The 23,029-nt window shown below is 74.2% G+C and carries 22 protein-coding genes; 10 read left to right on the top strand and 12 right to left on the bottom strand.

All coding sequences use genetic code 11. The features are described from left to right. Window positions 1–302: 302 nt before the first annotated feature. Genes ACZ3KJ_RS08630 through ACZ3KJ_RS08610 form a run of 5 tightly spaced genes read right to left on the bottom strand, consistent with a single transcriptional unit; the run spans window position 303 to window position 5,798 of the window. Window positions 303–1,100, bottom strand: coding sequence for a type III pantothenate kinase (locus ACZ3KJ_RS08630; RefSeq protein WP_467525680.1), 798 nt, complete (start codon window positions 1,098–1,100; stop codon window positions 303–305). A 15-nt stretch (window positions 1,101–1,115) separates the two neighbouring features. Next, window positions 1,116–2,105 (bottom strand): carboxylating nicotinate-nucleotide diphosphorylase, encoded by a 990-nt coding sequence (gene nadC / locus ACZ3KJ_RS08625; protein WP_467525678.1) that lies wholly within the window; start codon window positions 2,103–2,105, stop codon window positions 1,116–1,118. Window positions 2,106–2,110: 5 nt separating this feature from the next. Then, window positions 2,111–3,883 carry an L-aspartate oxidase gene (locus ACZ3KJ_RS08620; RefSeq protein ID WP_467525677.1) on the bottom strand — a complete coding sequence of 591 codons (1,773 nt, stop codon included), beginning with the start codon at window positions 3,881–3,883 and terminating at the stop codon, window positions 2,111–2,113. Then, entirely contained in the window at window positions 3,880–4,872 is a 993-nt protein-coding gene (panC, locus tag ACZ3KJ_RS08615; RefSeq protein WP_467525675.1) for a pantoate--beta-alanine ligase, read from the bottom strand. The genes ACZ3KJ_RS08620 and panC overlap by 4 nt, the downstream gene beginning before the upstream one ends. After that, window positions 4,869–5,798 (bottom strand): Rossmann-like and DUF2520 domain-containing protein, encoded by a 930-nt coding sequence (locus tag ACZ3KJ_RS08610; RefSeq protein WP_467525673.1) that lies wholly within the window; start codon window positions 5,796–5,798, stop codon window positions 4,869–4,871. Before ACZ3KJ_RS08610 ends, panC begins: the two co-directional genes overlap by 4 nt. Before the next feature lie 368 nt (window positions 5,799–6,166). Between ACZ3KJ_RS08610 and ACZ3KJ_RS08605 the strand changes: the two genes are divergently transcribed. After that, the gene (locus ACZ3KJ_RS08605) at window positions 6,167–7,537 is read left to right on the top strand and encodes a threonine aldolase family protein (RefSeq protein ID WP_467525671.1); all 1,371 of its coding nucleotides are present in this window, start codon (window positions 6,167–6,169) and stop codon (window positions 7,535–7,537) included. Here ACZ3KJ_RS08605 and ACZ3KJ_RS08600 read toward each other — a convergent pair. Next, window positions 7,506–7,721, bottom strand: coding sequence for a hypothetical protein (locus tag ACZ3KJ_RS08600; protein WP_467525669.1), 216 nt, complete (start codon window positions 7,719–7,721; stop codon window positions 7,506–7,508). The two genes, ACZ3KJ_RS08605 and ACZ3KJ_RS08600, sit on opposite strands and share 32 nt — an antisense overlap. A 218-nt stretch (window positions 7,722–7,939) precedes the next feature. Here ACZ3KJ_RS08600 and ACZ3KJ_RS08595 point away from each other — a divergent pair, with 218 nt between their 5' ends. Next, on the top strand, window positions 7,940–9,046 hold the full coding sequence (locus tag ACZ3KJ_RS08595; protein WP_467525667.1) for a DUF5937 family protein: 1,107 nt from the start codon (window positions 7,940–7,942) through the stop codon (window positions 9,044–9,046). A gap of 50 nt (window positions 9,047–9,096) precedes the next feature. Here ACZ3KJ_RS08595 and ACZ3KJ_RS08590 read toward each other — a convergent pair whose 3' ends face one another. The 3 genes from ACZ3KJ_RS08590 to ACZ3KJ_RS08580 all read right to left on the bottom strand — a co-directional run bounded on the left by ACZ3KJ_RS08590 (window position 9,097) and on the right by ACZ3KJ_RS08580 (window position 12,011). After that, entirely contained in the window at window positions 9,097–9,753 is a 657-nt protein-coding gene (locus ACZ3KJ_RS08590) for an AAA family ATPase (protein ID WP_467525665.1), read from the bottom strand. Window positions 9,754–10,023: 270 nt separating this feature from the next. Next, window positions 10,024–10,692: a response regulator gene (locus ACZ3KJ_RS08585; protein ID WP_467525663.1), complete on the bottom strand. Its 669-nt coding sequence runs from the start codon at window positions 10,690–10,692 to the stop codon at window positions 10,024–10,026. A gap of 116 nt (window positions 10,693–10,808) precedes the next feature. Then, on the bottom strand, window positions 10,809–12,011 hold the full coding sequence (locus ACZ3KJ_RS08580; protein ID WP_467525661.1) for a sensor histidine kinase: 1,203 nt from the start codon (window positions 12,009–12,011) through the stop codon (window positions 10,809–10,811). A 118-nt stretch (window positions 12,012–12,129) separates the two neighbouring features. Between ACZ3KJ_RS08580 and ACZ3KJ_RS08575 the strand changes: the two genes are divergently transcribed. Further along, complete coding sequence (locus tag ACZ3KJ_RS08575) at window positions 12,130–13,197, top strand: SAM-dependent methyltransferase (RefSeq protein WP_467525659.1); 1,068 nt, start codon at window positions 12,130–12,132, stop codon at window positions 13,195–13,197. 164 nt (window positions 13,198–13,361) lie between these two features. On the opposite strand, the gene ACZ3KJ_RS08570 is transcribed toward ACZ3KJ_RS08575, so the two are convergent. Next, window positions 13,362–14,513, bottom strand: a complete 1,152-nt coding sequence (locus ACZ3KJ_RS08570) for an NADH-quinone oxidoreductase subunit D (protein ID WP_467525657.1) — start codon at window positions 14,511–14,513, stop codon at window positions 13,362–13,364. A 31-nt stretch (window positions 14,514–14,544) separates the two neighbouring features. Here ACZ3KJ_RS08570 and ACZ3KJ_RS08565 point away from each other — a divergent pair, with 31 nt between their 5' ends. Then, a complete protein-coding gene (locus ACZ3KJ_RS08565) occupies window positions 14,545–15,048 on the top strand; it encodes a PH domain-containing protein (RefSeq protein WP_467525656.1) in 504 nt (167 codons plus the stop codon). Next, window positions 15,045–16,388, top strand: a complete 1,344-nt coding sequence (locus ACZ3KJ_RS08560) for a PH domain-containing protein (protein ID WP_467525654.1) — start codon at window positions 15,045–15,047, stop codon at window positions 16,386–16,388. Before ACZ3KJ_RS08565 ends, ACZ3KJ_RS08560 begins: the two co-directional genes overlap by 4 nt. Before the next feature lie 146 nt (window positions 16,389–16,534). Here the strand turns inward: ACZ3KJ_RS08560 and ACZ3KJ_RS08555 are convergent, their stop codons facing one another. Together ACZ3KJ_RS08555 and ACZ3KJ_RS08550 are read right to left on the bottom strand one after the other, a co-directional pair. Then, complete coding sequence (locus tag ACZ3KJ_RS08555; RefSeq protein ID WP_467525652.1) at window positions 16,535–18,319, bottom strand: hypothetical protein; 1,785 nt, start codon at window positions 18,317–18,319, stop codon at window positions 16,535–16,537. Window positions 18,320–18,496: 177 nt separating this feature from the next. Beyond that, window positions 18,497–19,615 carry an alpha/beta hydrolase gene (locus tag ACZ3KJ_RS08550; protein ID WP_467525651.1) on the bottom strand — a complete coding sequence of 373 codons (1,119 nt, stop codon included), beginning with the start codon at window positions 19,613–19,615 and terminating at the stop codon, window positions 18,497–18,499. Window positions 19,616–19,844: 229 nt separating this feature from the next. On the opposite strand from ACZ3KJ_RS08550, the gene folP reads away from it, so the two are divergent. From folP to ACZ3KJ_RS08525, 5 genes are all read left to right on the top strand, one after another. Beyond that, window positions 19,845–20,744, top strand: coding sequence for a dihydropteroate synthase (gene folP, locus ACZ3KJ_RS08545; RefSeq protein WP_467525649.1), 900 nt, complete (start codon window positions 19,845–19,847; stop codon window positions 20,742–20,744). Beyond that, a complete protein-coding gene (locus tag ACZ3KJ_RS08540) occupies window positions 20,741–21,244 on the top strand; it encodes a nuclear transport factor 2 family protein (RefSeq protein WP_467525647.1) in 504 nt (167 codons plus the stop codon). Before folP ends, ACZ3KJ_RS08540 begins: the two co-directional genes overlap by 4 nt. A 259-nt stretch (window positions 21,245–21,503) precedes the next feature. Next, complete coding sequence (gene folB / locus ACZ3KJ_RS08535; RefSeq protein WP_389524936.1) at window positions 21,504–21,863, top strand: dihydroneopterin aldolase; 360 nt, start codon at window positions 21,504–21,506, stop codon at window positions 21,861–21,863. Beyond that, complete coding sequence (gene folK, locus ACZ3KJ_RS08530) at window positions 21,860–22,471, top strand: 2-amino-4-hydroxy-6-hydroxymethyldihydropteridine diphosphokinase (protein WP_467525646.1); 612 nt, start codon at window positions 21,860–21,862, stop codon at window positions 22,469–22,471. Before folB ends, folK begins: the two co-directional genes overlap by 4 nt. Before the next feature lie 71 nt (window positions 22,472–22,542). After that, window positions 22,543–23,028 carry a DUF3180 domain-containing protein gene (locus tag ACZ3KJ_RS08525; RefSeq protein WP_389524942.1) on the top strand — a complete coding sequence of 162 codons (486 nt, stop codon included), beginning with the start codon at window positions 22,543–22,545 and terminating at the stop codon, window positions 23,026–23,028. Window position 23,029: the final 1 nt, after the last annotated feature.

Raw genomic sequence — 23,029 nt, 5'->3', positions numbered from 1 at the left:
CCCTAATCCGCCCGCGGCCCGCGCCGGCTCACCCGTGCGGGCGGTCCGGCACGGGCCGAAGCGGTCCGGCACGGGCCGAAGCGATCCGGCACGGGCCGGTCCTGATCCGGTCCCGGTCAGTTCTTGTCTGGTCCTGTTCCGGTCCGCGGGGCCGGTCTTGCCCAGCCCGGTCCGGCCCGGCCCGGTCTTGTCTGAGCCGGACCGGACCGGTCTTGTCTGAGCCGGTCCGGACCGGTTCCAGACCGGGCCGCAGGGAAACGGGTCCCGTCTGCGCGCGGCGCCCCCGGGGGGGCGTGCGCCGGTCACATGCGGGACACGTTCCGCTCGTACACCAGGCGCAGCCCTATCAGCGTCAGCCACGGCTCGTGCTCGTCGATCACCGAGGACTCGCCCAGCACCATCGGCGCCAGGCCGCCCGTGGCGATCACCGTGACGTCGTCCGGGTCGTCCGCCAGCTCGCGTGCCATCCGGCTGACGACACCGTCCACCTGGCCCGCGAAGCCGTAGATCACGCCCGCCTGCATCGCCTCGACCGTGTTCTTGCCGATCACGCTGCGGGGGCGGGCCACCTCGATCTTGCGCAGTTGCGCGGCCTTGATGCCGAGGGCCTCCACGGAGATCTCGATGCCGGGGGCGATGACGCCGCCGACGTACTCCCCGCGCGCGCTGATCGCGTCGAACGTCGTCGCCGTGCCGAAGTCGACGACGATCGCGGGACCGCCGTAGAGCTCGTTCGCGGCGACCGCGTTGATGATGCGGTCGGCCCCGACCTCCTTGGGGTTGTCGAAGAGGATCGGCACACCGGTCTTCACGCCGGGCTCGACGAGCACCGCGGGCACGTCGCCGTAGTAGCGGCGGGTCACCTCGCGCAGCTCGTGGAGCACCGAGGGGACGGTCGCGCAGATCGCGATGCCGTCGATGCCGTCGCCCAGCTCCACCCCGAGGAGGGGGTGCATGCCCATCAGGCCCTGGAGGAGCACCGCGAGCTCGTCGGCCGTACGGCGGGAGTCCGTCGAGATGCGCCAGTGCTCGACGATGTCCTCACCGTCGAACAGGCCGAGCACGGTGTGCGTGTTCCCCACGTCGATCGTCAGCAGCATGGCCGGATCCCGCTCCTACTCCGCCGCTCGCAGATCCAGGCCGATGTCGAGGATCGGCGAGGAGTGGGTCAGGGCGCCCACGGCCAGGAAGTCGACGCCGGTGTCGGCGTACGCCTTGGCGTTGTCCAGGGTGAGCCGGCCGGACGCCTCCAGCAGCGCGCGCCCGCCGACGATGCCGACGGCCTCCGCGCACTCGCCGGGGGTGAAGTTGTCCAGCAGGACCAGGTCGGCGCCGGCGTCCACGACCTCGCGCAGCTGGTGCAGGGTGTCGACCTCGACCTCGATCGGCACGTCCGGGAAGGCCTCGCGCACGGCCTCGAAGGCCTGGGCGACACCGCCGGCGGCCACCACGTGGTTGTCCTTGACCAGGGCCGCGTCGGACAGCGACATGCGGTGGTTCACCCCGCCGCCGCAGCGGACGGCGAACTTCTCCAGGGCGCGCAGGCCCGGGGTGGTCTTGCGGGTGTCCCGCACCCGTGCCTTGGTGCCCTCCAGGACGTCCGCCCACGCGCGCGTGGCGGTCGCGATGCCGGACAGGCGGCACATCAGGTTGAGCGCGCTGCGCTCGGCGGTGAGCAGGTCGCGGGTGCGCGTGGTGACCGACAGCAGCTTCTGCCCGGCCTCCACGCGGTCGCCGTCCTCCACGTGCCGCTCGACCTCGAACTCGTCCGTGCAGACGACCGAGAGCACGGCCTCGGCGACGCGCAGGCCCGCCACCACGCCCGCCTCCCGCGCGGTGAAGTCGGCGGTGGCGACCGCGTCCTCGGGGATGGTCGCGACGGTCGTCACGTCCACGCCGTGGTCCAGGTCCTCCTGGATGGCGACGTTGGCGATGTCCTCGACCTCCAGCGGGTCGAGCCCGGCGTCGGCCAGGAGCTGGGCGAGCGCGGGGTCCAGCCCGCACTCCAGGTACTCCTCGTCGTCGTGGCCGGCGTCCGCGCCGCAGGCGCAGCCGTCGCCGCAGCCGCCGCTCTGGACGAGGGGAAGGTCCTCGGGGGTGCTCACTTGTGTCACTGCTCCTGCTGGTGCTGCCGGGTAGGGGGGAAGTCTGCGGTATCGGTGGTGCGTACGGCGAGGGTCCGGTCCGGATTCAGCCGTACGACGATATGACGGCGCCAGTCGGTGTCGTCGCGGTCGGCGTGGTCCTCGCGCCAGTGGCAGCCGCGGGTCTCCTCGCGCAGCCGCGCGGCGGCGACCAGGGCACGGGCCACGCACAGGAGGTTGGTGGCCTCCCAGGTGTCGACGCCTGGCTCGGCGGTCTTGCCGTTCTCGGCCAGCGCGTCGCGCGCCTCGGCATGCAGCCGCTGGAGCTGGTCGGCGGCCTTCTCCAGGGAGTCGGCGGAGCGCAGGACGCCCGCGCCGTCGGTCATGATCCGCTGGATCGCGAAGCGGGCCTCGGCGCCCAGCAGCGGGTGCTCGGGCGGCTGCTGGGACGGCTGCCCGGGGCGCTGGGAGGGCTGCCCGGACCGCCCGGGGCCGTCGGGCCGCTGCCCGGCCGGCGCGGGCACGCGCGCGGGGAGCCCGCCGTCCGCGCGGCTCGCCGCGATGTCGGCGGCGATGCGCTCGGCGTAGACGAGGCCCTCCAGGAGCGAGTTGGAGGCGAGCCGGTTCGCGCCGTGCACGCCCGTGCAGGCGACCTCGCCGCACGCGTACAGGCCCGGGACGGTGGTGCGGCCGTGGGAGTCGGTGCGCACGCCCCCGGAGGCGTAGTGGGCGGCCGGGGCGACCGGGACCGGCTCGGTGACTGGGTCGATGCCGTGCGCGCGGCAGGCGGCCAGGATCGTCGGGAAGCGGTGCTCCCACATGTCGGCGCCGAAGTGACGGGCGTCGAGGAACATGTGGTCGGCGCCCTGCTCGTGCATGCGGCGCGTGATGCCCTTGGCGACGATGTCGCGCGGCGCGAGTTCCGCCAGTTCGTGCTGTCCCACCATGAAGCGGACGCCGTCCCCGTCGACCAGGTGGGCCCCCTCACCGCGGACGGCCTCGGAGACGAGGGGCTGCTGGCCCTCCGCGTCCGGGCCGAGGAACAGCACGGTCGGGTGGAACTGGACGAACTCCAGGTCGGAGACCTCCGCGCCGGCCCGCAGGGCGAGGGCCACGCCGTCGCCCGTGGAGACGGACGGGTTGGTGGTGGCGGAGAAGACCTGGCCCATGCCGCCGGTGGCCAGGACGACCGCCGGGGCGTGCACGGCGCCCACGCCGTCGTGCTGTCCCTCACCCATGACGTGCAGGGTGACGCCCGCGGTGCGGCCGTCGGCGTCGGCCAGGAGGTCCAGGACGAGCGCGTTCTCGATGGTGCGCAGCCCGCGCGCGCGGACCGCCTCGACGAGGGCGCGGGAGATCTCCGCGCCGGTCGCGTCGCCGCCGGCGTGCGCGATGCGGCGGCGGTGGTGGCCGCCCTCGCGGGTGAGCTGGATGCCGCCCTCGTCGTCGGTGTCGAAGGCGGCGCCGGTGGAGATCAGCCGCCGTACGGCGTCGGGGCCCTCGGTGACCAGGATCCGCACCGCGTCCTCGTCGCACAGGCCCGCGCCCGCCACCAGCGTGTCGTCCAGGTGCTGTTCGGGCGTGTCGCCCTCGCCGAGCGCCGCGGCGATGCCGCCCTGCGCCCAGCGGGTGGAGCCGTCGTCCAGGCGGGCCTTGGTGACGACGACCGTGGTCAGCCCCTCGGCCTCGCAGCGCAGGGCGGCGGTCAGGCCGGCGACCCCGGAACCGACGACCACGACGTCCGCGGAGATGGACCACCCGGGGGCGGGCGCGTGCAGTCGTATGCCTGTGCTGGTCACGAGGCGGCTCCGAAGGTGAGGGGAAGGTTGTCGATCAGCCGGGTCGTCCCCACCCGGGCGGCGACGGCGAGGACGGCCTCGCCGGTGTAGTCGTCCTCGACCTCGGTGAAGTCGGAGGGATCGACGAGGGCGAGGTAGTCCAGCTCCAGCGGCGGACTCAGCCGGACGGCCTCGTCGAGGACGAGGCGGGCGGCGGCACGGACGGCCGCGGCGGCACCGGGGACGGCCTGGGCGACGGCGTGCGCGTCGGCGGCCGCGCGGGACTCCCCCAGGGCGCTGAGCGCCTCGGCACGCGCCTGCGTGGCGGGGACCTCACGCGCGCGTGCCCGCAGCGCCTCCTGCGCGGCGTGCCGGTCCCGGCCGGCGAACAGCGCCTGCGAGAGGACGAGCGCGGTGCGCCGCTCGGCCTTGGAGAGGTACCGGTTGCGACTGGACAGGGCCAGCCCGTCCTCCTCGCGCACGGTCGGTACGGCGACGATCTCGACGCCGAAGTTCAGGTCGCGCACCATGCGGCGGATCAGGGCGAGCTGCTGGGCGTCCTTCTGCCCGAACAGGGCCACGTCCGGCCGCGTGAGGTGCAGCAGCTTGGCGACGACCGTCAGCACGCCGTCGAAGTGGCCGGGGCGCGAGGAGCCCTCCAGGCGCTCCCCCATGGGGCCCGCGGCGACGCGGACCTGGGGCTCGCCGCCCGGGTAGACCTCGTCCACGGACGGGGCGAACACGACGTCCGCGCCGGCCTGCTCGGCGATCTTGACGTCGGAGTCCAGGGTGCGCGGATAGCGGTCGAGGTCCTCTCCCGCGCCGAACTGGAGCGGGTTGACGAAGACCGTGACCACGACCTCGCCGTCCGCCCCGGCGAGCTCGCGGGCGGTGCGGATCAGGGTGGCGTGTCCGTCGTGCAGGGCACCCATCGTCATCACGACGGCCCGGCGGCCCGCACGCGTGCGTGCGTGCAGTTCGCCGGCGGTGCGCAGCAGGGTCGTGGTCATCCGGCATCTCCCTCGGCGCCGTCGGTCCCGTTGGCGAGTACCCCGAGGAGGTCCTCGGCGAGCTCCGGCTTGAGCAGTCCGTGGGCGAGCGCGCGGTCGGCGGTCGCCCGGGCCATCGCCAGGTAACCGCCCACGGTCTGGGGGGCGTGCTTGCGCAGTTCGCTGACGTGCGCGGCGACCGTGCCCGCGTCGCCGCGGGCCACGGGGCCGGTGAGCGCCGCGTCGCCGGAGCGCAGCGCGTTGTCCAGGGCGGCGCCCAGCAGGGGGCCGAGCATCCGGTCGGGAGCCTCGACGCCGGCCGCGCGCAGCAGCTCCATGGACTGGGCGACCAGGGTGACCAGGTGGTTGGCGCCCAGGGCGAGGGCCGCGTGGTAGAGCGGCCGGCTCTCCTCGGCGATCCACTCCGGTTCGCCGCCCATCTCGATGACGAGGGCCTCGGCGGCCAGCCGCAGCTCGTCGGGCGCGGTCACGCCGAACGAGCAGCCGGCCAGCCGCTGGACGTCGACGGGCGTGCCGGTGAAGGTCATCGCCGGGTGCAGGGCCAGCGGCAGCGCGCCCGCGCGCAGGGCGGGGTCGAGCACGCGCGCGCCGTATCGCCCGGAGGTGTGCGCGAGGAGCTGCCCCGGCCGTACGGCGCCGGTCTCGGCGAGGCCCTCGACGAGCCCGGGCAGGGTGTCGTCGGGGACGGTCAGCAGGACCAGGTCGGCCCGTTGGAGGACCTCGGCGGGCGGCACGAGCGGCACGTCGGGCAGCAGGAGGGCCGCCCGTCGCCGGGAGGCGTCGGAGACTCCGGAGACGGCGACCGGGCGGTGCCCGGCGAGCTGGAGGGAGGCGGCGAGCGCCGGGCCCACACGGCCGGCGCCGACGACGCCGACGGTGAGCCGCGCGGGGCGGTCCCTGGGGTCTGGCTGTTGGCTTGTACTCACGCGACGGCGGCCTTCCCGTTCCAGTCCGCTCCGGGTACCGGACGATTTCTCGTCATGTTAACGCGATCGGTTCCCGGGGCGTCCGTTCGTCCACAGGCTGTGGGTGACCCGCGGGCCGCGGCCGGCCGGGAAGAGACGGGCGCCCCGGGCGGAAGCCCCGGGGGCCACCGGGCGGGAGACCGCGGGGTGGGAGGCCGCGGGGGGGCCGCGGGGTGGGGGGCCGAAGCGGAAGCCCGCTGGGTGGGAGGCCTCACGCGGCCCGCAAGGCGGGCAAGGCGGGAGGCAGCACGGCGGGAGGCCGCGCGGTCCGCGGCCTCCTCGCGGAAACGACGGTGACCCGCGCGGGCGGGCACGGCATGATCCGGGGCATGACGGAGACGGCGCGGGACAGCAGGGGCCGGGCGACGACGGACCAGGCGGCAGCGGACCAGGCGGCGACAGACCGGGCCGCAGTGGGCCCGGCGGCGCAGGGCGGCACGGGTCGGGCGGCGCACGACAGCGCCGGGCGGGCGGCGCACGGCAGCGCGGGGCGCGAGGTGACCGGCCTGTCCGCGGGGGAACGGCTCAGGGAGCGCCGCGCGAACGCGTACCGGACGGCGGAACGCGTCCTGTCGCGCGCGGGCTTCCGCAGGACCCTGCGCGAACAGCTCGCCCTGCTCCAGGAGGCGGCGCCGCAGGTGTACGACGTGGACGAGCCCGGCGACATGTACGGCAACCGGGTCGTGGAGGCCCTGGAACGGCGGGTCGCGGCGCTGCTGGGCACGGAGGCCGCCGCGTTCTTCCCGACGGGCACGATGGCCCAGCAGGTCGCGCTGCGCTGCTGGGCGGGCCGCACCGGCGACCCCACGGTCGCGCTGCACGCGCTGGCCCACCCCGAGGTGCACGAGCGAAGCGCGCTCAGCCTGGTCAGCGGGCTGCGCCCGGTGCGGCTGACCGGCGAGCACCGGCAGCCGACGGCCGAGGAGGTGCGCGACCACGAGGAGCCCTTCGGGACACTGATGCTGGAGTTGCCCCTCAGGGACGCCGGTTTCCTGCTGCCCTCGTGGGAGGAGCTCACCGACGTCGTCGCGGCGGCCCGCGAACGCGACGCGGTGGTGCACTTCGACGGCGCGCGCCTGTGGGAGTCCACCGTCCACTTCGGCCGCCCCCTGGAGGAGATCGCGGGTCTGGCGGACAGCGTCTACGTGTCGTTCTACAAGTCCCTCGACGGCTTCGGCGGCGCGGCCCTCGCCGGTCCGCTGACCCTGGTGGAGGAGGCCAGGATCTGGCGGCACCGCTACGGCGGCACGGTCTTCCAGCAGTTCCCGACGGCTCTGTCGGCGCTCGTCGGCCTCGAACGGGAACTGCCCCGGCTTCCGGAATACGTCGCTCACGCGCGCGTGGTGGCCACCGCGCTGCGCGAGGGGTTCGCGGCGGCCGGCGTGCCGTGGGTACGCGTGCACCCCGAGGTGCCGCACACCCACGAGTTCCAGGTCTGGCTGCCGTACGACCCGGAGGTGCTCACCGAGGCGGCGCTGCGGCAGGCCGAGGAGACGGGGACGCTGCTGTTCGGCGTGAACTGGATGCGGGGCGGGCCGGGCCTCGGCGTCACCGAGGTCACCGTGCGCGCCGACGGCCTGGCCTGGACGGCGGCGGACGTGCGGACCGCGGTGGCCCGGTTCATGGCGCGGGTGACCGCGCTGACGGACGGGACGACGACGGACGAGGTCAGCGGATGGAGCGCGGCCCCGGGTGCGTGAGGCGTCCCAGGGCCGTCCGGATCCGCCCGCGGACCGGGCGGCCGGCGAGGACCGCGCGGAAGCGGCGCCGGTCGCGCAGGCCGCGGACGACCTGCCGGTCGTGGGCGCCGGGTGCGGGCGGGACGGGCTCGCCGAGCTGCCGGGCCCGGTAGGTGTCGAGGACGTACTGCTGCGTGATGCTCATGGCCGGCTTCTCCTCGTGACGTGGGAACGGGGAACGTGAGGCGGGAACGGAGATCGTGACGCGGGAGTGGAGACGTGACGTCGGAACAGGGGGCCCGGAAGGCTCCGCGGTCGCCCCGGTGTCCCAGACTGCGCCGGGCCCGTGCGCCGCGTCGCGTCGATTGACGACGGTCGTCAATCGACGACGGCGTTGTCAGTGGCGGGGTGCACCATGAGGGCATGAGCGTGAGCATCGACATCGCGGGGCTGCGGCCGGAGAGGGTCGCGATCGTGCCCTCCCCCCTGGCCGAGCTCGGCATGGCGCTGCACGCGCTGTCGGAGCCGGGCCACCACCCCGGCCTCCAGGGCTGGGTCACGAGCGTCACCGCACGCCTCGATTCGCACCTGGCCGACCGGATGTGCGAGGCCGACTTCCTGTGGCGCACCACGTTCTCCGACCTGTTCCTGCCCTGCGCGGGCGTCCCCGGCAGGACCACGCTCCCCGGCGCCACCCTCGCCGAGGACCTGGACCTCCTGGACAAGCTGACGGACGAGCAGTTCGCGGACTCGGCGCTGGAGTTCACCTGTGCGCCGGGGTACGACCTGCCCGGCCCCGGCGTCCTCTCCGACCCGGACCTGCGCCGCCGGGCCCTCGACCTCGCCGCCACACGCGGCCCGCGCCAGGTGCGCTTCACCCGGCGGCTGCTCGACGACCCGCCCCGCGTGCGTGCCTGGGTGCGGCAGTTCCTGGAGGAGTGCGACGAGGCGTTCTTCGCCGATGTCTGGGCGCGGGTCCGCCACCCGCTCGCCGCGGACGCCCGCCACAAGACGGAGCTGCTGCACCGCAAGGGCCTCGCGGACGCGCTCGCCTCGGTCTCCTCCGCCGTGGCGCTGGAGGAGCGGGCCGCGCGGATCACGGTGGACAAGCTGGTCGAGGGCCGCACCGCCACCGAGGACGGCGGCCTCCTCCTCGTCCCCACGAGCCTCGGCTGGCCGCACCTGCTGGTCCTGCACCAGTACGGCTGGCAGCCGGTGGTGCACTATCCGCTGAGCTCGCCGGAGCTGGCCTCGCCGCCCTCGGTCGAGCAGCTCACGCTGCGGATGACCGCGCTGTCCCACCCGGTGCGGATGCGGATCTGCCGCCTGCTGGCCCGCAGCGCCTACACGACGACCGAGCTGGCCCAGGTGCACGCGATGACGGCGCCCGAGATATCCCGGCACGTCGGCGTGCTGAAGAAAGCGGGCCTGGTCACCACGCGCCGGCGTGGGCGGTACGTGCTGCACCAGCTCGACGTGACGGCGGTGGCCCGGCTGGGCAGCGACTTCCTCGAGGGGATACTGCGCTAGCGCCGACACCGGCAGCGGCAGCAGCAGCCGATGACACCCCGCCCCACCCGTCAGTCGATGCGGACGTGCCGCAGTCCCACCCGTGCCTGCCGCAGGCGTGTCCGCAGCGCGCCCTCCGTGTTCGGGCGCAGGGTGAGACCGGCCAGGACGGCGATCCGGTCCGCCGTCTTCGGCACCGTCGACTGGTCGGTCCACAGGTGCTCGGCGAACTCCGGCTCGCTCAGCCGCTCCAGGCAGTGGTCCAGCCGCTGGACGGCCCAGCTCTCGCGCCGGGGACCGGCGCCGCGGGCGACGTACGACACCAGGCGGCCGAAGCCGCGCTCGCGCAGTCGCCGCAGGACGGTCTCCCGCTCCGCGAGGAGCGTGAAGTGACGGACGTCGTGGCCCAGTGCGCGCAGCCGGCCGACGGTCTCGTCGAAGCAGCGCGGGTCGGTGACCGTCATGGGGACGACGACCACGCCGTCGTGCCGGGTGAGCACCAGGTCGAGGACCTCGACGACGCCCTGCCGCCAGGACACCAGGTCCTGGAAGTCCTCGATCAGCGGCGTCCCGCCGCGGGCACCGCGCAGCTCGGGCGGCAGCACGCGGCGCAGGCCGAACCCGGCGTGCTCGGGGTCGCAGACGACGCTGCCGGGCAGCCGGCGCTGTATCTCGTGTGCCGTCTGTGTCTTGCCGCCCCCGAAGGGGCCGTTGATCCACAGGAGCATGCGCAGACCCTAATGCGTGTCCGCCGCGCATGGGTGACGTTCGCCGCGGTTCGACCGGGACTCCGGCGGCAGGACCCGGATGCCGGCGGCCGGGCCGAGACTCCGGCAGTCGGACCGGGACTCCGGCGGCCGGGCCGAGACTCCGGCAGTCGGGCCGGGACTCCGGCGGCCGGGCCGAGACTCCGGCAGTCGGACCGGGACTCCGGCCGTCCGGGGTTCCGGCAGGGGTTTCGGCAAGGGCTTCGGCGGTTCGGCGGAGACGCCTGCGGCTCAGCGCCCTCCGGCCCGTACGAGGCCCGTCTCGTAGGCGAGGACCACCACCTGCACCCGGTCCCGCAGCCCCAGCTTGGTCAGGATGCGGCCCACGTGGGTCTTCACGGTCGCCTCGGACAGCACCAGCCGGGCCGCGATCTCGCCGTTGGACAGTCCCTGGGCGACCAGCACCATGACCTCGCGCTCCCGTTCGGTGAGCCGCTCCAGCTCCTTGTGCCGGGGCTCCTTGACCGTGCTGGGCAGCATCGGCGCGAACCGGTCGAGGAGCCGGCGGGTGGTGGACGGGGCGACCACCGCGTCACCGCTGTGCACGGAGCGGATGGCGGCGAGCAGCTCGGCGGGCGGCACGTCCTTGAGCATGAACCCGGAGGCGCCCGCCTTCAGCGCGGAGAAGGCGTACTCGTCGAGGTCGAAGGTGGTCAGGATCAGCACCTTCGGCGGGTCGGTCTCCGCGCAGATGCGCCGGGTGGCCTCCACGCCGTCCAGCTTCGGCATGCGCACGTCCATGAGGATGACGTCGACCGCCGTGGACCGCGCCACCTGGAGGGCTTCGACGCCGTCGCCCGCCTCGGCCACGACCTCCATGTCCGGCTGGGCGGCGAGCACCATCCGGAAGCCGGTGCGCAGCAGCACCTGGTCGTCGACGAGCATCACGCGGATCGTCATCGGGATCGAGTCCTCTTCCGTGTCGTTTCGCAGGATGCGAAGGGGGTTTCGCGCTGTGGTGGCCAGTGTCGTGCGCCGGGTCGTGACAGGTGTCAACGGGGGTGCGTGCGCGGACGTCAATGTGCCGGTTTCAGCGGGAGCAGGGCGCTGATGCGGAATCCTCCGCCCGGGCGCGGGCCGGCGTCCAGGGTGCCGCCGACCATGCCGACCCGCTCCCGCATCCCGATCAGGCCGTGGCCCTGGCCGTCGGCGCCGCCCTCGTCGTACAGCTCGTGCGGGGCGCCCTTGCCGTCGTCCTCGACGAGCAGGCCGAGGCCGTCGTCGAAGTAGACCAGGCGCACGCTGGCGCCCGCGTCGGGACCGCCGTGCTTGCGCGTGTTGGTCAGCGCCTCCTGCACGATGCGGTACGCGGTGAGCTCGACGCCGCTGGGCAGCGGCCGCGGAGTGCCCTCGATCTTGAAGTCCACGGGCAGTCCGGAGCCGCGGCACTGCTCCACGAGGTCCTCGATCTGCTCGACGTCCGGCTGCGGCACGTACTCGCCGCCCTCCTGGTGCTCGCCGGTGCGCAGCACGCCCAGCAGGCGGCGCATCTCGGCGAGGGCCTGCCGGCCGGTGGAGGAGATCGTCTCCAGGGCCTTCTTCGCCTGGTCGGGGGCGGCGTCGAGGACGTAGGCGGCGCCGTCGGCCTGCACCACCATCACCGACACGTTGTGCGCGACCACGTCGTGCAGTTCGCGCGCGATCCGGGCCCGTTCGGCGGCGACCGCGACCTTCGCCTGGGCCTCGCGCTCCTTCTCCAGGCGGGCCGCGCGCTCCTCCAGCTGGGCGAAGTAGGCGCGGCGGGTGCGTATGGAGTCGCCGAGGACCCAGGCGAGGGCGAACGGCACCGTCTGGAACACGACGAGCGCGATGTTGCCCGCGACGCCCGTCTGCGCGCTGGGCCAGCGCAGCTGCGCCAGCGTGGCGGCGCACAGGCCCGTGCCCAGCGCGAGCCTGGACGCCCAGCGGGCGCCGGTCGCGGCGACCGTGTACACGATCACCAGCAGAGCGAAGTCGGCGGCCGTCGTCGGGACGTCCAGCACCAGCTGCGCCAGCCCGAGCGCGCCGGCCAGCAGCAGCATCTTCTCGGGCAGCCGGCGGCGCAACGCGATCACCAGGCACAACAGGAGCACGACCGGCACGACGACCGTCGGGGAGTCCGTGCCGGTGGCCTCCTGCCGTGTCGTCTCCGAGACGAGGGAGATCCCGAACAGGACGAGGGCCCAGAAGCCGTCGACCCCGGTCGGGTGCCTACGGAGGAAGTCATAGAGGCGCTGCACGTAACCCAGAGTAGGGAAGCGTGACGAGTGCACGGGTCAACCGGAGGGCCGATCCGCGACCGGCGCGCGTACTCCGCAAGGTGGAGGCGGTGATCAGCTGTGCGCATAGTCTGACCAGGTGGTGGAGAAGGTGACGGACCCCGGCGGGTGGCGCGGCTGGCGGGCGGCGACGCAGGCCGCCCTGTACGGACCGGGCGGCTTCTACCTGCGGCCCGAGGGGCCCGCCGGGCACTTCCGTACGTCCGTGCACGCGTCGCCGCTCTTCGCCCGGGCGGTGGCCCGGCTGCTGTGCCGGGTCGACGGGGCGCTCGGCCGGCCCGCGACGCTGGACTTCGTCGACATGGCCGCCGGACGCGGCGAACTGGTCACCGGGGTGCTCGCCGCGCTCCCCGCCGACGTGGCCGCCCGCACGCGCGCCTACGCCGTCGAGGTCGCCGCACGCCCGGCGGTCCTCGCGGACCGGATCACCTGGCTCGCGGAGCCTCCACCGCAGGTCACCGGCCTGCTCTTCGCCAACGAGTGGCTGGACAACGTGCCCGTCGAGGTCGCCGAGACGGACTCCGCGGGCGTGGCGCGGCTGGTGCTCGTGCGGGACGACGGGGCCGAGCGGCTCGGGGAGCCGGTGTCGGGCGCGGACGCGGAGTGGCTGGCTCGGTGGTGGCCGCTGCCGGGTGAGGAGGGGCTGCGGGCCGAGATCGGGCGGCCCCGGGACACCGCGTGGGCGTCCGCCGTCTCGTGCCTCGCGCGGGGGCTCGCGGTGGCGGTCGACTACGCGCACACCGTGGACACGCGCCCCGCGTCCGGGACGCTCACCGGCTTCCGGGGAGGGCGCGGGACGGCGCCCGTACCGGACGGGTCGTGCGACATCACGGCGCACGTGGCGCTGGACGCGTGCGCGGACGCGGGGTCGGAGGCCGCGGCGTGCGTGGGGCACGCGGGGGCGGAAGCCGCGGCGTGCGCGTCCCCGGGAGCGCGTCTGCTGAGCCAGCGCGCCGCGCTGCGCGCGCTCGGCGTCACCGGCGCACGCCCCCCGCTCTCGCTCGCGAGCACGGACCCCTCCGCGTACGTGCGCGCCCTGGCGGGCGCCGGGGAGGCCGCCGAGCTCACCGCACCCGGCGGACTGGGCGACTTCGGATGGCTGCTCCAGCCGGTGAGGATGCCGAACCCGCTCCTCCCGGAGGAATGACGGCCGGTCGGCTCGGCGGCCGGCCCTCCGCCGCCGCCTGCTTGCCGGCTCACCGCCTGCCTGCCGATCGCCACTTGCCTGCCAATCGCCGCCTGCCTGCCGATCGCCACTTGCCTGCCGATCGCCGCCTGCCTGCCGATCGCCGCCTGCTTGTCGGTGTCGCGCTACTTGTCGATGTCGCCGACCACGAAGAACATCGACCCCAGGATCGCCACCATGTCCGCGACCAGCGTGCCCGGCAGCAGCTCGGTGAGCACCTGGACGTTGTTGTACGAGGCCGAGCGCAGCTTCAGGCGGTACGGGGTCTTCTCGCCCTTGCTGACGAGGTAGTAGCCGTTGATGCCGAGGGGGTTCTCGGTCCACGCGTACGTGTGTCCCTCGGGCGCCTTGAGGACCTTGGGGAGCCGCTGGTTGACCGGGCCCGGCGGGAGGTCGGCGAGCCGGTCCAGGCAGGCGTCGGCGAGGTCGAGCGCGTTGTGCGTCTGCTCCAGGAGGCACTCGAAGCGGGCGAGGCAGTCGCCCTCGGTCCGGGTCACCACCTTCAGGGTGTCCTGGAGCTCCCCGTACGCCAGGTAGGGCTCGTCGCGGCGCAGGTCCAGGTCGACCCCCGAAGCGCGCGCGATCGGCCCGCTCACGCCGTACGCGTGCACGGCCCCGGGGGTGAGGATGCCGACGTCGCGGGTGCGGCCGCGGAAGATCTCGTTGCCGAGCACCAGGTCGTCGAAGACGTCCATGCGCGAGCGCACGGCGGCGACGGCCGCACGCGCGCGTGCGGCCCATCCGGCCGGCAGGTCCTCCTTGAGGCCGCCGACGCGGTTGAACATGTAGTGCATGCGCCCGCCGGACACCTCCTCCATGACGTTCTGGAGGACCTCGCGCTCGCGGAAGGCGTAGAAGACGGGCGTGATGCCGCCGAGTTCCAGCGGGTACGAGCCCAGGAACATCAGGTGGTTGAGCACCCGGTTCAGCTCCGCCAGGAGGGTGCGCGTCCACACCGCGCGCGGGGGGACCTCCATGCCGAGCATGCGCTCCACGGCGAGGACCACGCCCAGTTCGTTCGAGAAGGCGGACAGCCAGTCGTGGCGGTTGGCCAGCATGATGATCTGCCGGTAGTCCCGCGCCTCGAACAGCTTCTCCGCGCCGCGGTGCATGTAGCCGATCACCGGCTCCGCGTGGGTGATGCGCTCGCCGTCCAGCACGAGCCGCAGCCGCAGCACGCCGTGCGTAGAAGGGTGCTGCGGCCCGATGTTGAGCACCATGTCGGTGCTCTCCGCGGCACCGCCGATCCCGACCGTGGTCTCCGTCGTAGGAGTCATGGCCCCAGTCTCCCCTACGTACGCTGGCCGCATGGAAACGGGGAGCACGGCGGGCGAGCGGACGGAGGGGGCCGGTCCCGTGTGGACCGGGCTGCCTCCGGGGCTGCTGCGGATGCGGCGGCTGTTGCTGGTGGTGTGGCTCGGGACGGCGGCCGCCGGCCTCGGGGTGCCGCTCGGGCTGCTCGCCGGCCCGGCGTGGGCCGCTTTCGCCCTGCTGCCGCTGGCGGGCATCGGCTGGGGCTGGGTCGTGCTGGGCCGCAACTGGCGGTCCTGGCGGTACGCGGAACGCGCCGACGACCTGCTGATCAGCCGGGGCGTGCTGTGGCGCGAGGAGACGGTGGTGCCGTACGGGCGGATGCAGCTCGTGGAGGTGACCTCGGGGCCCGTCGAGCGGCACTTCGGACTGGCCGGCGTCCAGTTGCACACCGCGGCCGCCGCGACCGACGCGAGGATCCCGGGCCTGGACCCGGCCGAGGCGGAACGGCTGCGGGACCGTCTCACCGCACTCGGCGAGGCCCGATCGGCGGGTCTGTGACGGCCCCGGGCGCCGACGAGGCCGACCCCGGCGGGCCCCCCGCGCGGGTCGTCGCCGAGCGCCGGCTGCATCCCGTCACGCCGTTCCGGCGGGCGTGGGCGCCCGTCGCGGTGCTGGCCGGCTGGGCCGCGCACGACCCGAACCAGGCGCACGCGCAGCTGACCCGGCTGACCGCGACGACCCTGCTGATCGCGCTCGCCGTGGTCGTGCCCGCGGCCGGCCTCTACGGGTTCCTGTCCTGGTGGTTCACACACTTCGCGGTCACCGACTCCGCACTGCGCATACGGACCGGCCTGCTGTTCCGGCGCACCGTCCACATCCGGCTGGAGCGCGTCCAGGCCGTCGACGTCACCCAGCCGCTGCTCGGGCGGATCGCGGGCGTGGCGAAGCTGCGCCTCGACGTCGTCGGCACGGACAAGAAGGACGAACTCGCCTTCCTGGGCGAGGCCGAGGCACGCGCGCTGCGGGCCGAGCTGCTCGCGCGCGCCGCGGGGTTCGCGCCCGAGACGGCGCACGAGGTCGGTGAGGCACCGGCGCGCGAGCTGCTGCGCGTGCCGGCGCGCGAGCTGGCGGTCTCGCTGGTCCTGACCGGCGCGGCCTGGGGCGCGCTCGTGGCCGCGCTCGTCGTGCCGCTCGCGCTGTGGCCGGCCACCCACAGCGTGTGGACGGTCCTCGCGACCGGCGTGCCGCTGCTCGGCGCGGCGGGCGCGAGGAGCGCGGGCCGGTTCGCCGTCGAGTACGACTGGACGGTCGGCGAGTCGCCGGACGGACTGCGGATCGACCACGGTCTGCTGGACCGTACGCACGAGACGGTGCCGCCCGGGCGCGTGCAGACCGTGCGGATCGTCGAGCCGCTGCTGTGGCGGCGCCGGGGGTGGGTGCGGGTCGAGCTGGACGTGGCCGGATCGGCGAACTCCGTGCTCGTGCCGGTCGCCCCGCGCGGGGCGGCGGAGGCCGTCGTCGCGCGCGTGCTGCCCGGCACGGCCGTCCCGGCGGCGGCCGCGCTGTCCCGGCCCCCGCAGCGCGCCGGGCGCTGCCTCCCCCTCTGGTGGCGGGGCCACGGCCTCGCCGTCACGGAGGCGGTGTTCGCCGTACGGCACGGGCTCCTGCGCCGGAGCCTGGCGCTCGTGCCGCACGCCAAGGTCCAGAGCGTACGGCTCTCGCAGGGTCCCTGGCAGCGGCTCTGGGGCGTCGCGGACGTGCACGTGGACACGGGAGCCGGGAAGACCGTGACGGCGCGTCTGCGGGACGCGAGAGAGGCCGGGGAGCTGCTGCTGGCCCAGGCGGAGCGGTCCCGCACCGGGCGCCGGGACGCGCGGCCCGACCGGTGGATGGCGTAGGGAACGGCCAGGGCCCGCCCCGACGCGCGGAGAGCGGCGGGACGGGCCCTGTGGGTCGTGAGTCGTCGGGCGTACGTCGTGTTCGTGAGTCGTCGGCCGTGAGTCGTCGGCCGTGAGTCCTGGTGGGGGTGTGCGGGCGCGGTGGTTCAGGAGACGGCGCTGCGCAGTCCCTGGAGCTCGATGTGCTCGGTCTCGTCGTGCGCGGTCAGGTCGATCACCTGGCCGACTCCGCGCGACGCCTCGTCCGCGGGCTTGAACTCCGCCTCCGCCTCGGCCTTGTGCAGGACGATCGCCTCCTCGCCGGCGACATCGGCGAGGTCTTCGTTGCGGACGGCGTCCGGCTCCTCGGGCGTCGAGGACTTCTTCGTACCGAAGAAGTCGAACCCGCCCTCGGCCGCCGGAGGCCGCACCGGCTGCGCGGCCGGTACGACGGCCACGGCGGTCGGCACGGTGAAGTGCCCGGAGGGGGGCTGCACGGGGCCCGCGGGGCGCGGGACGAGGGCACCGGTGTCGGAGGCGAGGGCGGCCTCGGGCGCGACGGACTCCGGGAACTCGGCTTCGGAAACGTCGGCTTCGGAAACGTCGGCTTCGGAGGCGTCCGCTTCGGGAGAGTCCATTTCGGGAGAGTCGGCTTCGGCACGGCTGACCTCGGGGGCTCCGGCCTCGGGAACACCCGTCTCGCGCGCGTCGGCGTCCAGGGCGGCGGTGCCGGACACCTCGGCCTCGGAGACGGCGTGCTCGACCGGCTGCCCGGCCTCCGACCGCGGGGCAGCGGCCTCGGCGTCGGGTCCGTCCGAAGGGTCCGAAGCGTCCGGCACGTCCGCGGCGGTGGCGGGGTCAGTGTCGGTGTCGGCGGAAGCGGCCGGGAACTCCAGGTCCTGCGGCCGGGCGGCGGCCTCTTCGACAGTGGCCGGTCCGGCGGGGTTCCCGCTCTGTCCGACGGCCGTGTGGGGGGCGACCGCGCGCGGGTGCTCGTCGGCCGCCTCGGGCTTCCCCTTCGCCTCGTCCTCCCGCGCGGCCTCCGCGTCGCCGCCGGTCTCCGCGACGGCGGCCCGCACGGGCGCTTCGGCCCCGGCGGACTCCTCGCCGCTCACCGGCTCGGCCGCGTCGGCGTCGGAGCCGAACCGGGCCAGCGCCGCCCGTGCCCGCCGGAACAGCGGGGAGCCCTCCGGCGAGAAGACCGCGGGAGCCTGCGGCTCGTCCTCGGCAGCGTCGACGGTCTCGTCGGTCCCGCCGTCGGTCCCGACGGTCCCGGCGGTGCCACCGCCGGGCGCCTCGCCCTCGGAGTCCTCGACCTTGTCGACCTTGTCGACGTCTCCGATGCTGTCGTCTTGGATGCCGTCGTCTTGCATGCCGTCGGCGTTCTCGGCGCTCCGGACGCTCTCGGCGTTCTCGGTGTCCTCGACGCTTCCGGTCCCGTCCGCGTCGGGCGCGTCCTGCGCGGACCGCGCGGGCGGCAGGGCGAGCGACGGGGCGGTGGTCTCGATCTCGAGGAGGCGGCGGCCCTCCAGGGCGCTCGCCCGCTCGGTCTCCGCCGTGGCGTAACGGCGCAGCAGTGCCGCGTGCTCGTTGCGCAGTCCGGCCAGCTCGGCACGCTTGGCGCGCAGCCGCTGTTCCAGCTTGCCGCGCAGCTCCCGCGACTCGTCGAGGTCGCTCTCCAGTTCGGCGAGGCGTTCCTCGAAGCGCCACTCGTCGCTCGCACGCGCGCGCGTGAGCTCGGCGACCTGTTTGCCGGCCTGGATGTCCCAGCGGCGCATGACGAACGCGCCGGCGACCGCCGTCACCGCGGCGACCGCGGCCAGACCTCGGAGCACCAGTGGCTCCGAGAACGCCCAGGGGCCGAGGGCGCAGACGACGGAGACGCCTGCGATCGCCGAAGGCGGCAGCAGCCTATGCAAAGGCGGGGAATGGCGGTGACGTCCACGTGGCATGGCCAGAAACTTACCGCGCGTAGACGAATGTTGGCGCCCCGCCCCGTAAAAACACAGTCATACCGAAGGCTTCACAGAGCATCAGCAATCACTCGTGTCGCGGAATTCGACAAGAATCAAGATCATTTCTGATCAACGCGCCCCTCGGCCGGCGTCCCGACCCGCTCGACCACCCGCTCAACCGCTCAACCGCCCGCCGATCCACTCCAGCGCCGACGGGATCTCGCGCCGCCAGGTGTTGAAGTTGTGCCCGCCGCTTTCGAGGATGATCGACGAGATCCTGGTCCTGTTCGTCGCCTTCACCTGTTCGATGAACTTCAGCGTCGCCTTGTAGTTGGATTCCCCGGCCTTGCTGCTGGTGACGAGCAACGAGGTGTCCGGCGCGGACCGGTTCTTCAGGTACCACCGCAGGTCGGCCTCGTTCCGCAGCGTCGCGTTCCTGTGGAAGAGGTCGCCGGTGGTCGGGTCGGTCGGCGCCTTGTAGTACGCCGAGAGGCCCGCGCCCGCCGCGAACACGTCGGGGTGGTGCATGGCGAGCTTCAGCGCGCAGTACCCGCCCGTGGAGTTCCCGATGACGCCCCATCCGCCCGGTTCCCCGCTCACCCGGTAGCGCGCCGCCACGGCCTCCGGCAGGTCCTTCGCGAAGAACGACTCGGTCCGCGGTCCACCCGGTATGTCGACGCACTCCGTGTCCCTCGGTGGCGCCACCGTCGGCCGCAGCATCACCAGGATCATCGGCCGCGTCCGCCCCTCCGCCACGAGCCGTCGCGCGGTGCGCGGGTAGTCCAGCCTGTCGACGAGCGCCTCCGCCGTACCGGGATATCCCGTGAGGACCACGGCCGCCGGGAACGTACGCGTCGGCCGGCGGGGGTCGAAGTACTCCGGCGGCAGATACACGAACGCGGGCGTGGCGATGCCTGTGGTCCGGCCGGAGACGGCGACCTCCTGCACCTGCCCGCCGGACCGCGGCCGCCCGCCCGCGCCCTCCACCCGCCGGGTCGCCACCACCCGCAGCGCCGCCGCGCCGGCGCCCGCCGCGTGGTCGACGACCACGCCCTGGCCGGTCTCCCGGCCGAACAGGTCCGCCCAGCTCGCGTAGAAGCCGAAGGCCTGGTTGGCGGCGAGCCCCACCGCCACGAAGACCGCCGACTGGGTGGCGAGCAGCAGGCCGACGCGCCCGCTGACGGCCCGCGCGCCGGGCCCGGCCAGCCGCGGCCACTGCCACACCGTCCCGGCGAACAGCAGCACGGCGGACGAGACCGCCAGCAGCAGCACCGTGGTGCTCGTAAGACCCATGCGCGTTCCCGTCCACCGTGTGTTCGCGGCCGCCATGTATGCCCGGCCACCATGCGTTCCCGACCACCATGCGTTCCCGACCGCCATGTATGCCCGGCCACCCTGCGACGAGTGCACCTCCTTCCCGGATGGACGACCCCGCGGACCGCGCCTCTCCCCCGCCCCGGCCCGGGGGCGTCCGCCCGGGCCGCACCGCATGGCCGCACCTTCCGGGGCCTACGCTGAACGTATGAGCAAGCAGAGCGGACGCGGGCGCGTCGCCGGCCTTCCGGAATGGGACCGCTGCGCGGTCATGGGAGTCGTCAACGTGACCCCCGACTCCTTCTCCGACGGCGGCCGCTGGTTCGACACGACGGCCGCCGTCAAACACGGCCTCCAGCTCGTCGCCGAGGGCGCCGACCTCGTCGACGTCGGCGGCGAGTCGACCCGCCCCGGCGCGACCCGCGTCGACGAGGCCGAGGAACTCCGTCGCGTGATCCCCGTCGTCCGCGGCCTCGCCTCGGAGGGCGTCGTCGTCTCCGTCGACACCATGCGCGCCTCCGTCGCGGCCCGCTCCCTCGCCGCCGGCGCCGCCCTCGTCAACGACGTCAGCGGCGGCCTCGCCGACCCGGAGATGGTCCCGGCCGTCGCCGAGGCGGGCGCGCCCTTCGTCGTCATGCACTGGCGCGGCTTCCTGGAGGGCGGCAACGTCCGGGGCGTCTACGACGACGTCGTCGGCGAGGTGGTCGACGAGCTCCACGCGCGCGTGGAGGCCGTGCTGGCCGGAGGCATCGCCCCCGACCGCATCGTCGTCGACCCGGGTCTCGGCTTCTCCAAGGGTGCCGAGCACGACCTCTCCCTGCTCGCCCACCTCGACCGGCTGCACGCCCTCGGGCACCCCCTGCTCGTCGCCGCCTCCCGCAAGCGGTTCCTCGGCCGGGTGCTGGCGGGGCCCGAGGGCGCCCCGCCGCCCGCCCGCGAGCGGGACGCCGCGACGGCGGCCGTCTCCGCCCTCGCGGCCCACGGAGGCGCGTGGGCGGTACGCGTGCACGAGGTACGCGCGACGGCGGACGCGGTACGGGTCGCGCGCGCCGTGGAAGGGGCGCGCACCACCGCGGGCAGCCGCGACGGCGCAGAAGGAGCCCGGTGAGCGCCCCCCACACCGATGTCGAGCAGGTCGAGGCAGCCAACACCGCCTTCTACGAAGCACTGGAACAGGGTGACTTCGAGACGGTGTCCTCGCTCTGGCTCACCCCGGCCGACCTGGGGGTCGACGAGGAGTACCACGACCCGGCCGACACGGGCGTGATCTCCTGCGTGCACCCGGGCTGGCCCGTGCTCACCGGGCGCGGCGAGGTGCTGCGGTCGTACGCGCTGATCATGGCGAACACCGACTACATCCAGTTCTTCCTCACCGACGTCCACGTGTCCGTCACCGGCGACACCGCCCTGGTGACCTGCACGGAGAACATCCTCAGCGGCGGCCCCGCCCCGAGGGCCGGCGAGGAGCTGGGCCCGCTCGTGGGCCAGCTGGTGGTCGCCACGAACGTGTTCCGCCGCACCGCCGACGGCTGGAAGATCTGGGCGCACCACGCCTCCCCGGTCCTGGCCGAGAACGGCGAGGAGGAGGACGAGGAAGGCCCCTCCTGAGGGAGGTGGAGGGCCGTTCCCGAGGGGGTAGGCGGAAGAAGTGGCTGGAATCACGAACCCGTGGGTAGGCGCGGCCACCGACCCATGAGCCACCGGGTTCCCCAGGGGAAACGCATGGTGAAACCTCGTGGCGGCCGGCCGTGCCGAAGCCCCCCGTGGCCCGGTCCTGCCGGTGTTCGCGGGTACATTCGTTCGAGGCCGGTGCGCCGCCCGCACAGGGCAGGACCGGCCGTCACCGACGACGGCAGGAGTGATTCGCGTGGATCGTGTCGCGCTGCGCGGCCTGAAGGCCCGCGGGTACCACGGCGTGTTCCCCAAGGAACGCGAGGAGGGGCAGACCTTCATCGTGGACCTCTCCCTCGGCCTGGACACCCGTCCGGCCGCGGCGGACGACGACCTGGCGAAGACCGTGCACTACGGCATCGTGGCGGAGGAGGTCGTGGCCGTCGTCGAGGGCGAGCCGGTCGACCTCGTCGAGACGCTCGCCGAGCGCATCGCGCAGGCCTGTCTGAAGCACGAAGGAGTCCAGGAGGTCGAGGTCTGCGTCCACAAACCGGACGCGCCGATCACGGTCCCCTTCGACGACGTGACCGTCACCATCACCCGGAGCCGAGTATGACCGCGTCCTTCACCGAGGGTCACAGCGACCCGACCGTACAGCCGGTACCCGCCTCCGTCGTCGAGAGGGTCGACGCCGCCGACACCACCCTGCACAACCCGAAGCGGGCCGTCGTCTCCATCGGCTCCAACCTCGGCAACCGCCTGGAGACGCTCCAGGGCGCCATCGACGCCCTGGAGGACACCCCCGGTGTCCGGGTCAAGGCCGTGTCCCCCGTGTACGAGACGGAGCCGTGGGGCGTCGAGCCCGGCAGCCAGCCGGCCTACCTCAACGCGATCGTCCTGCTGAAGACGACCCTGCCCCCGTCCTCGCTCCTGGAGCGGGCCCACGCGGTGGAGGAGGCCTTCCACCGCGTCCGCGACGAGCGCTGGGGCGCCCGCACCCTCGACGTCGACATCGTCGCGTACGCCGACGTCGTCTCCGACGACCCCCACCTCACGCTCCCGCACCCCCGCGCGCACGAACGCGCCTTCGTCCTCGCCCCCTGGCACGACGTGGAGCCGGACGCCCTGCTGGCCGGCCGCGGCCCGGTCGCCGACCTGCTCGACGTCGTCACACGCGACGGCGTGGCCGCCCGCGAGGACCTGGAACTCCGGCTGCCCGAGTAGTCGTTAAGGTCGACGACGACCACCGTCGCACGACCACAGCCCGTGGCATCCGGGGGAACCGAAGGGACACCGTGAGAGAGCTGCGCATCAGGACGCTGGCCGGCGTCTTCGTCGTCGCCGGCGTCCTGTCCTGGGCGGGCGCCCGCCTCTGGAACTCGGTCGGGACCCTCCCCAGCGTCCCGCTCGCCGCCCCCATCGTCCTCGCCGTGATCGCCGCGATCCTGCTCGCCACGGCGCTCTCCCTGCGCGCCCGGCTCAAGGCCCAGCGCGAGCGCCGCCCCGAGGCCAAGGGCGTCGATCCCCTGATGGCGGCCCGCGCGGTCGTCTTCGGCCAGTCCAGCGCCCTGGTCGCCGCCCTGGTCGCCGGCATGTACGGCGGCACGGGCGTCTTCCTCCTGGAGTCCCTCGACATCCCCGCCCGCCGCGACCAGGCCATCTACGCCGGCTTCTCCGTCCTGGCCGGCGTCGCGGTCATAGCGGCGGCCCTCTTCCTGGAGCGCGTCTGCAAGCTCCCGGAGGACGACGACGACAACACCGGGGCGGCTTCGACGGCCTGAG

Source organism: Streptomyces sp. NPDC003248 (assembly GCF_055563235.1).
Note: the sequence above shows the minus strand (reverse complement) of the source record. Positions and strands in the feature narration are given on the sequence as shown.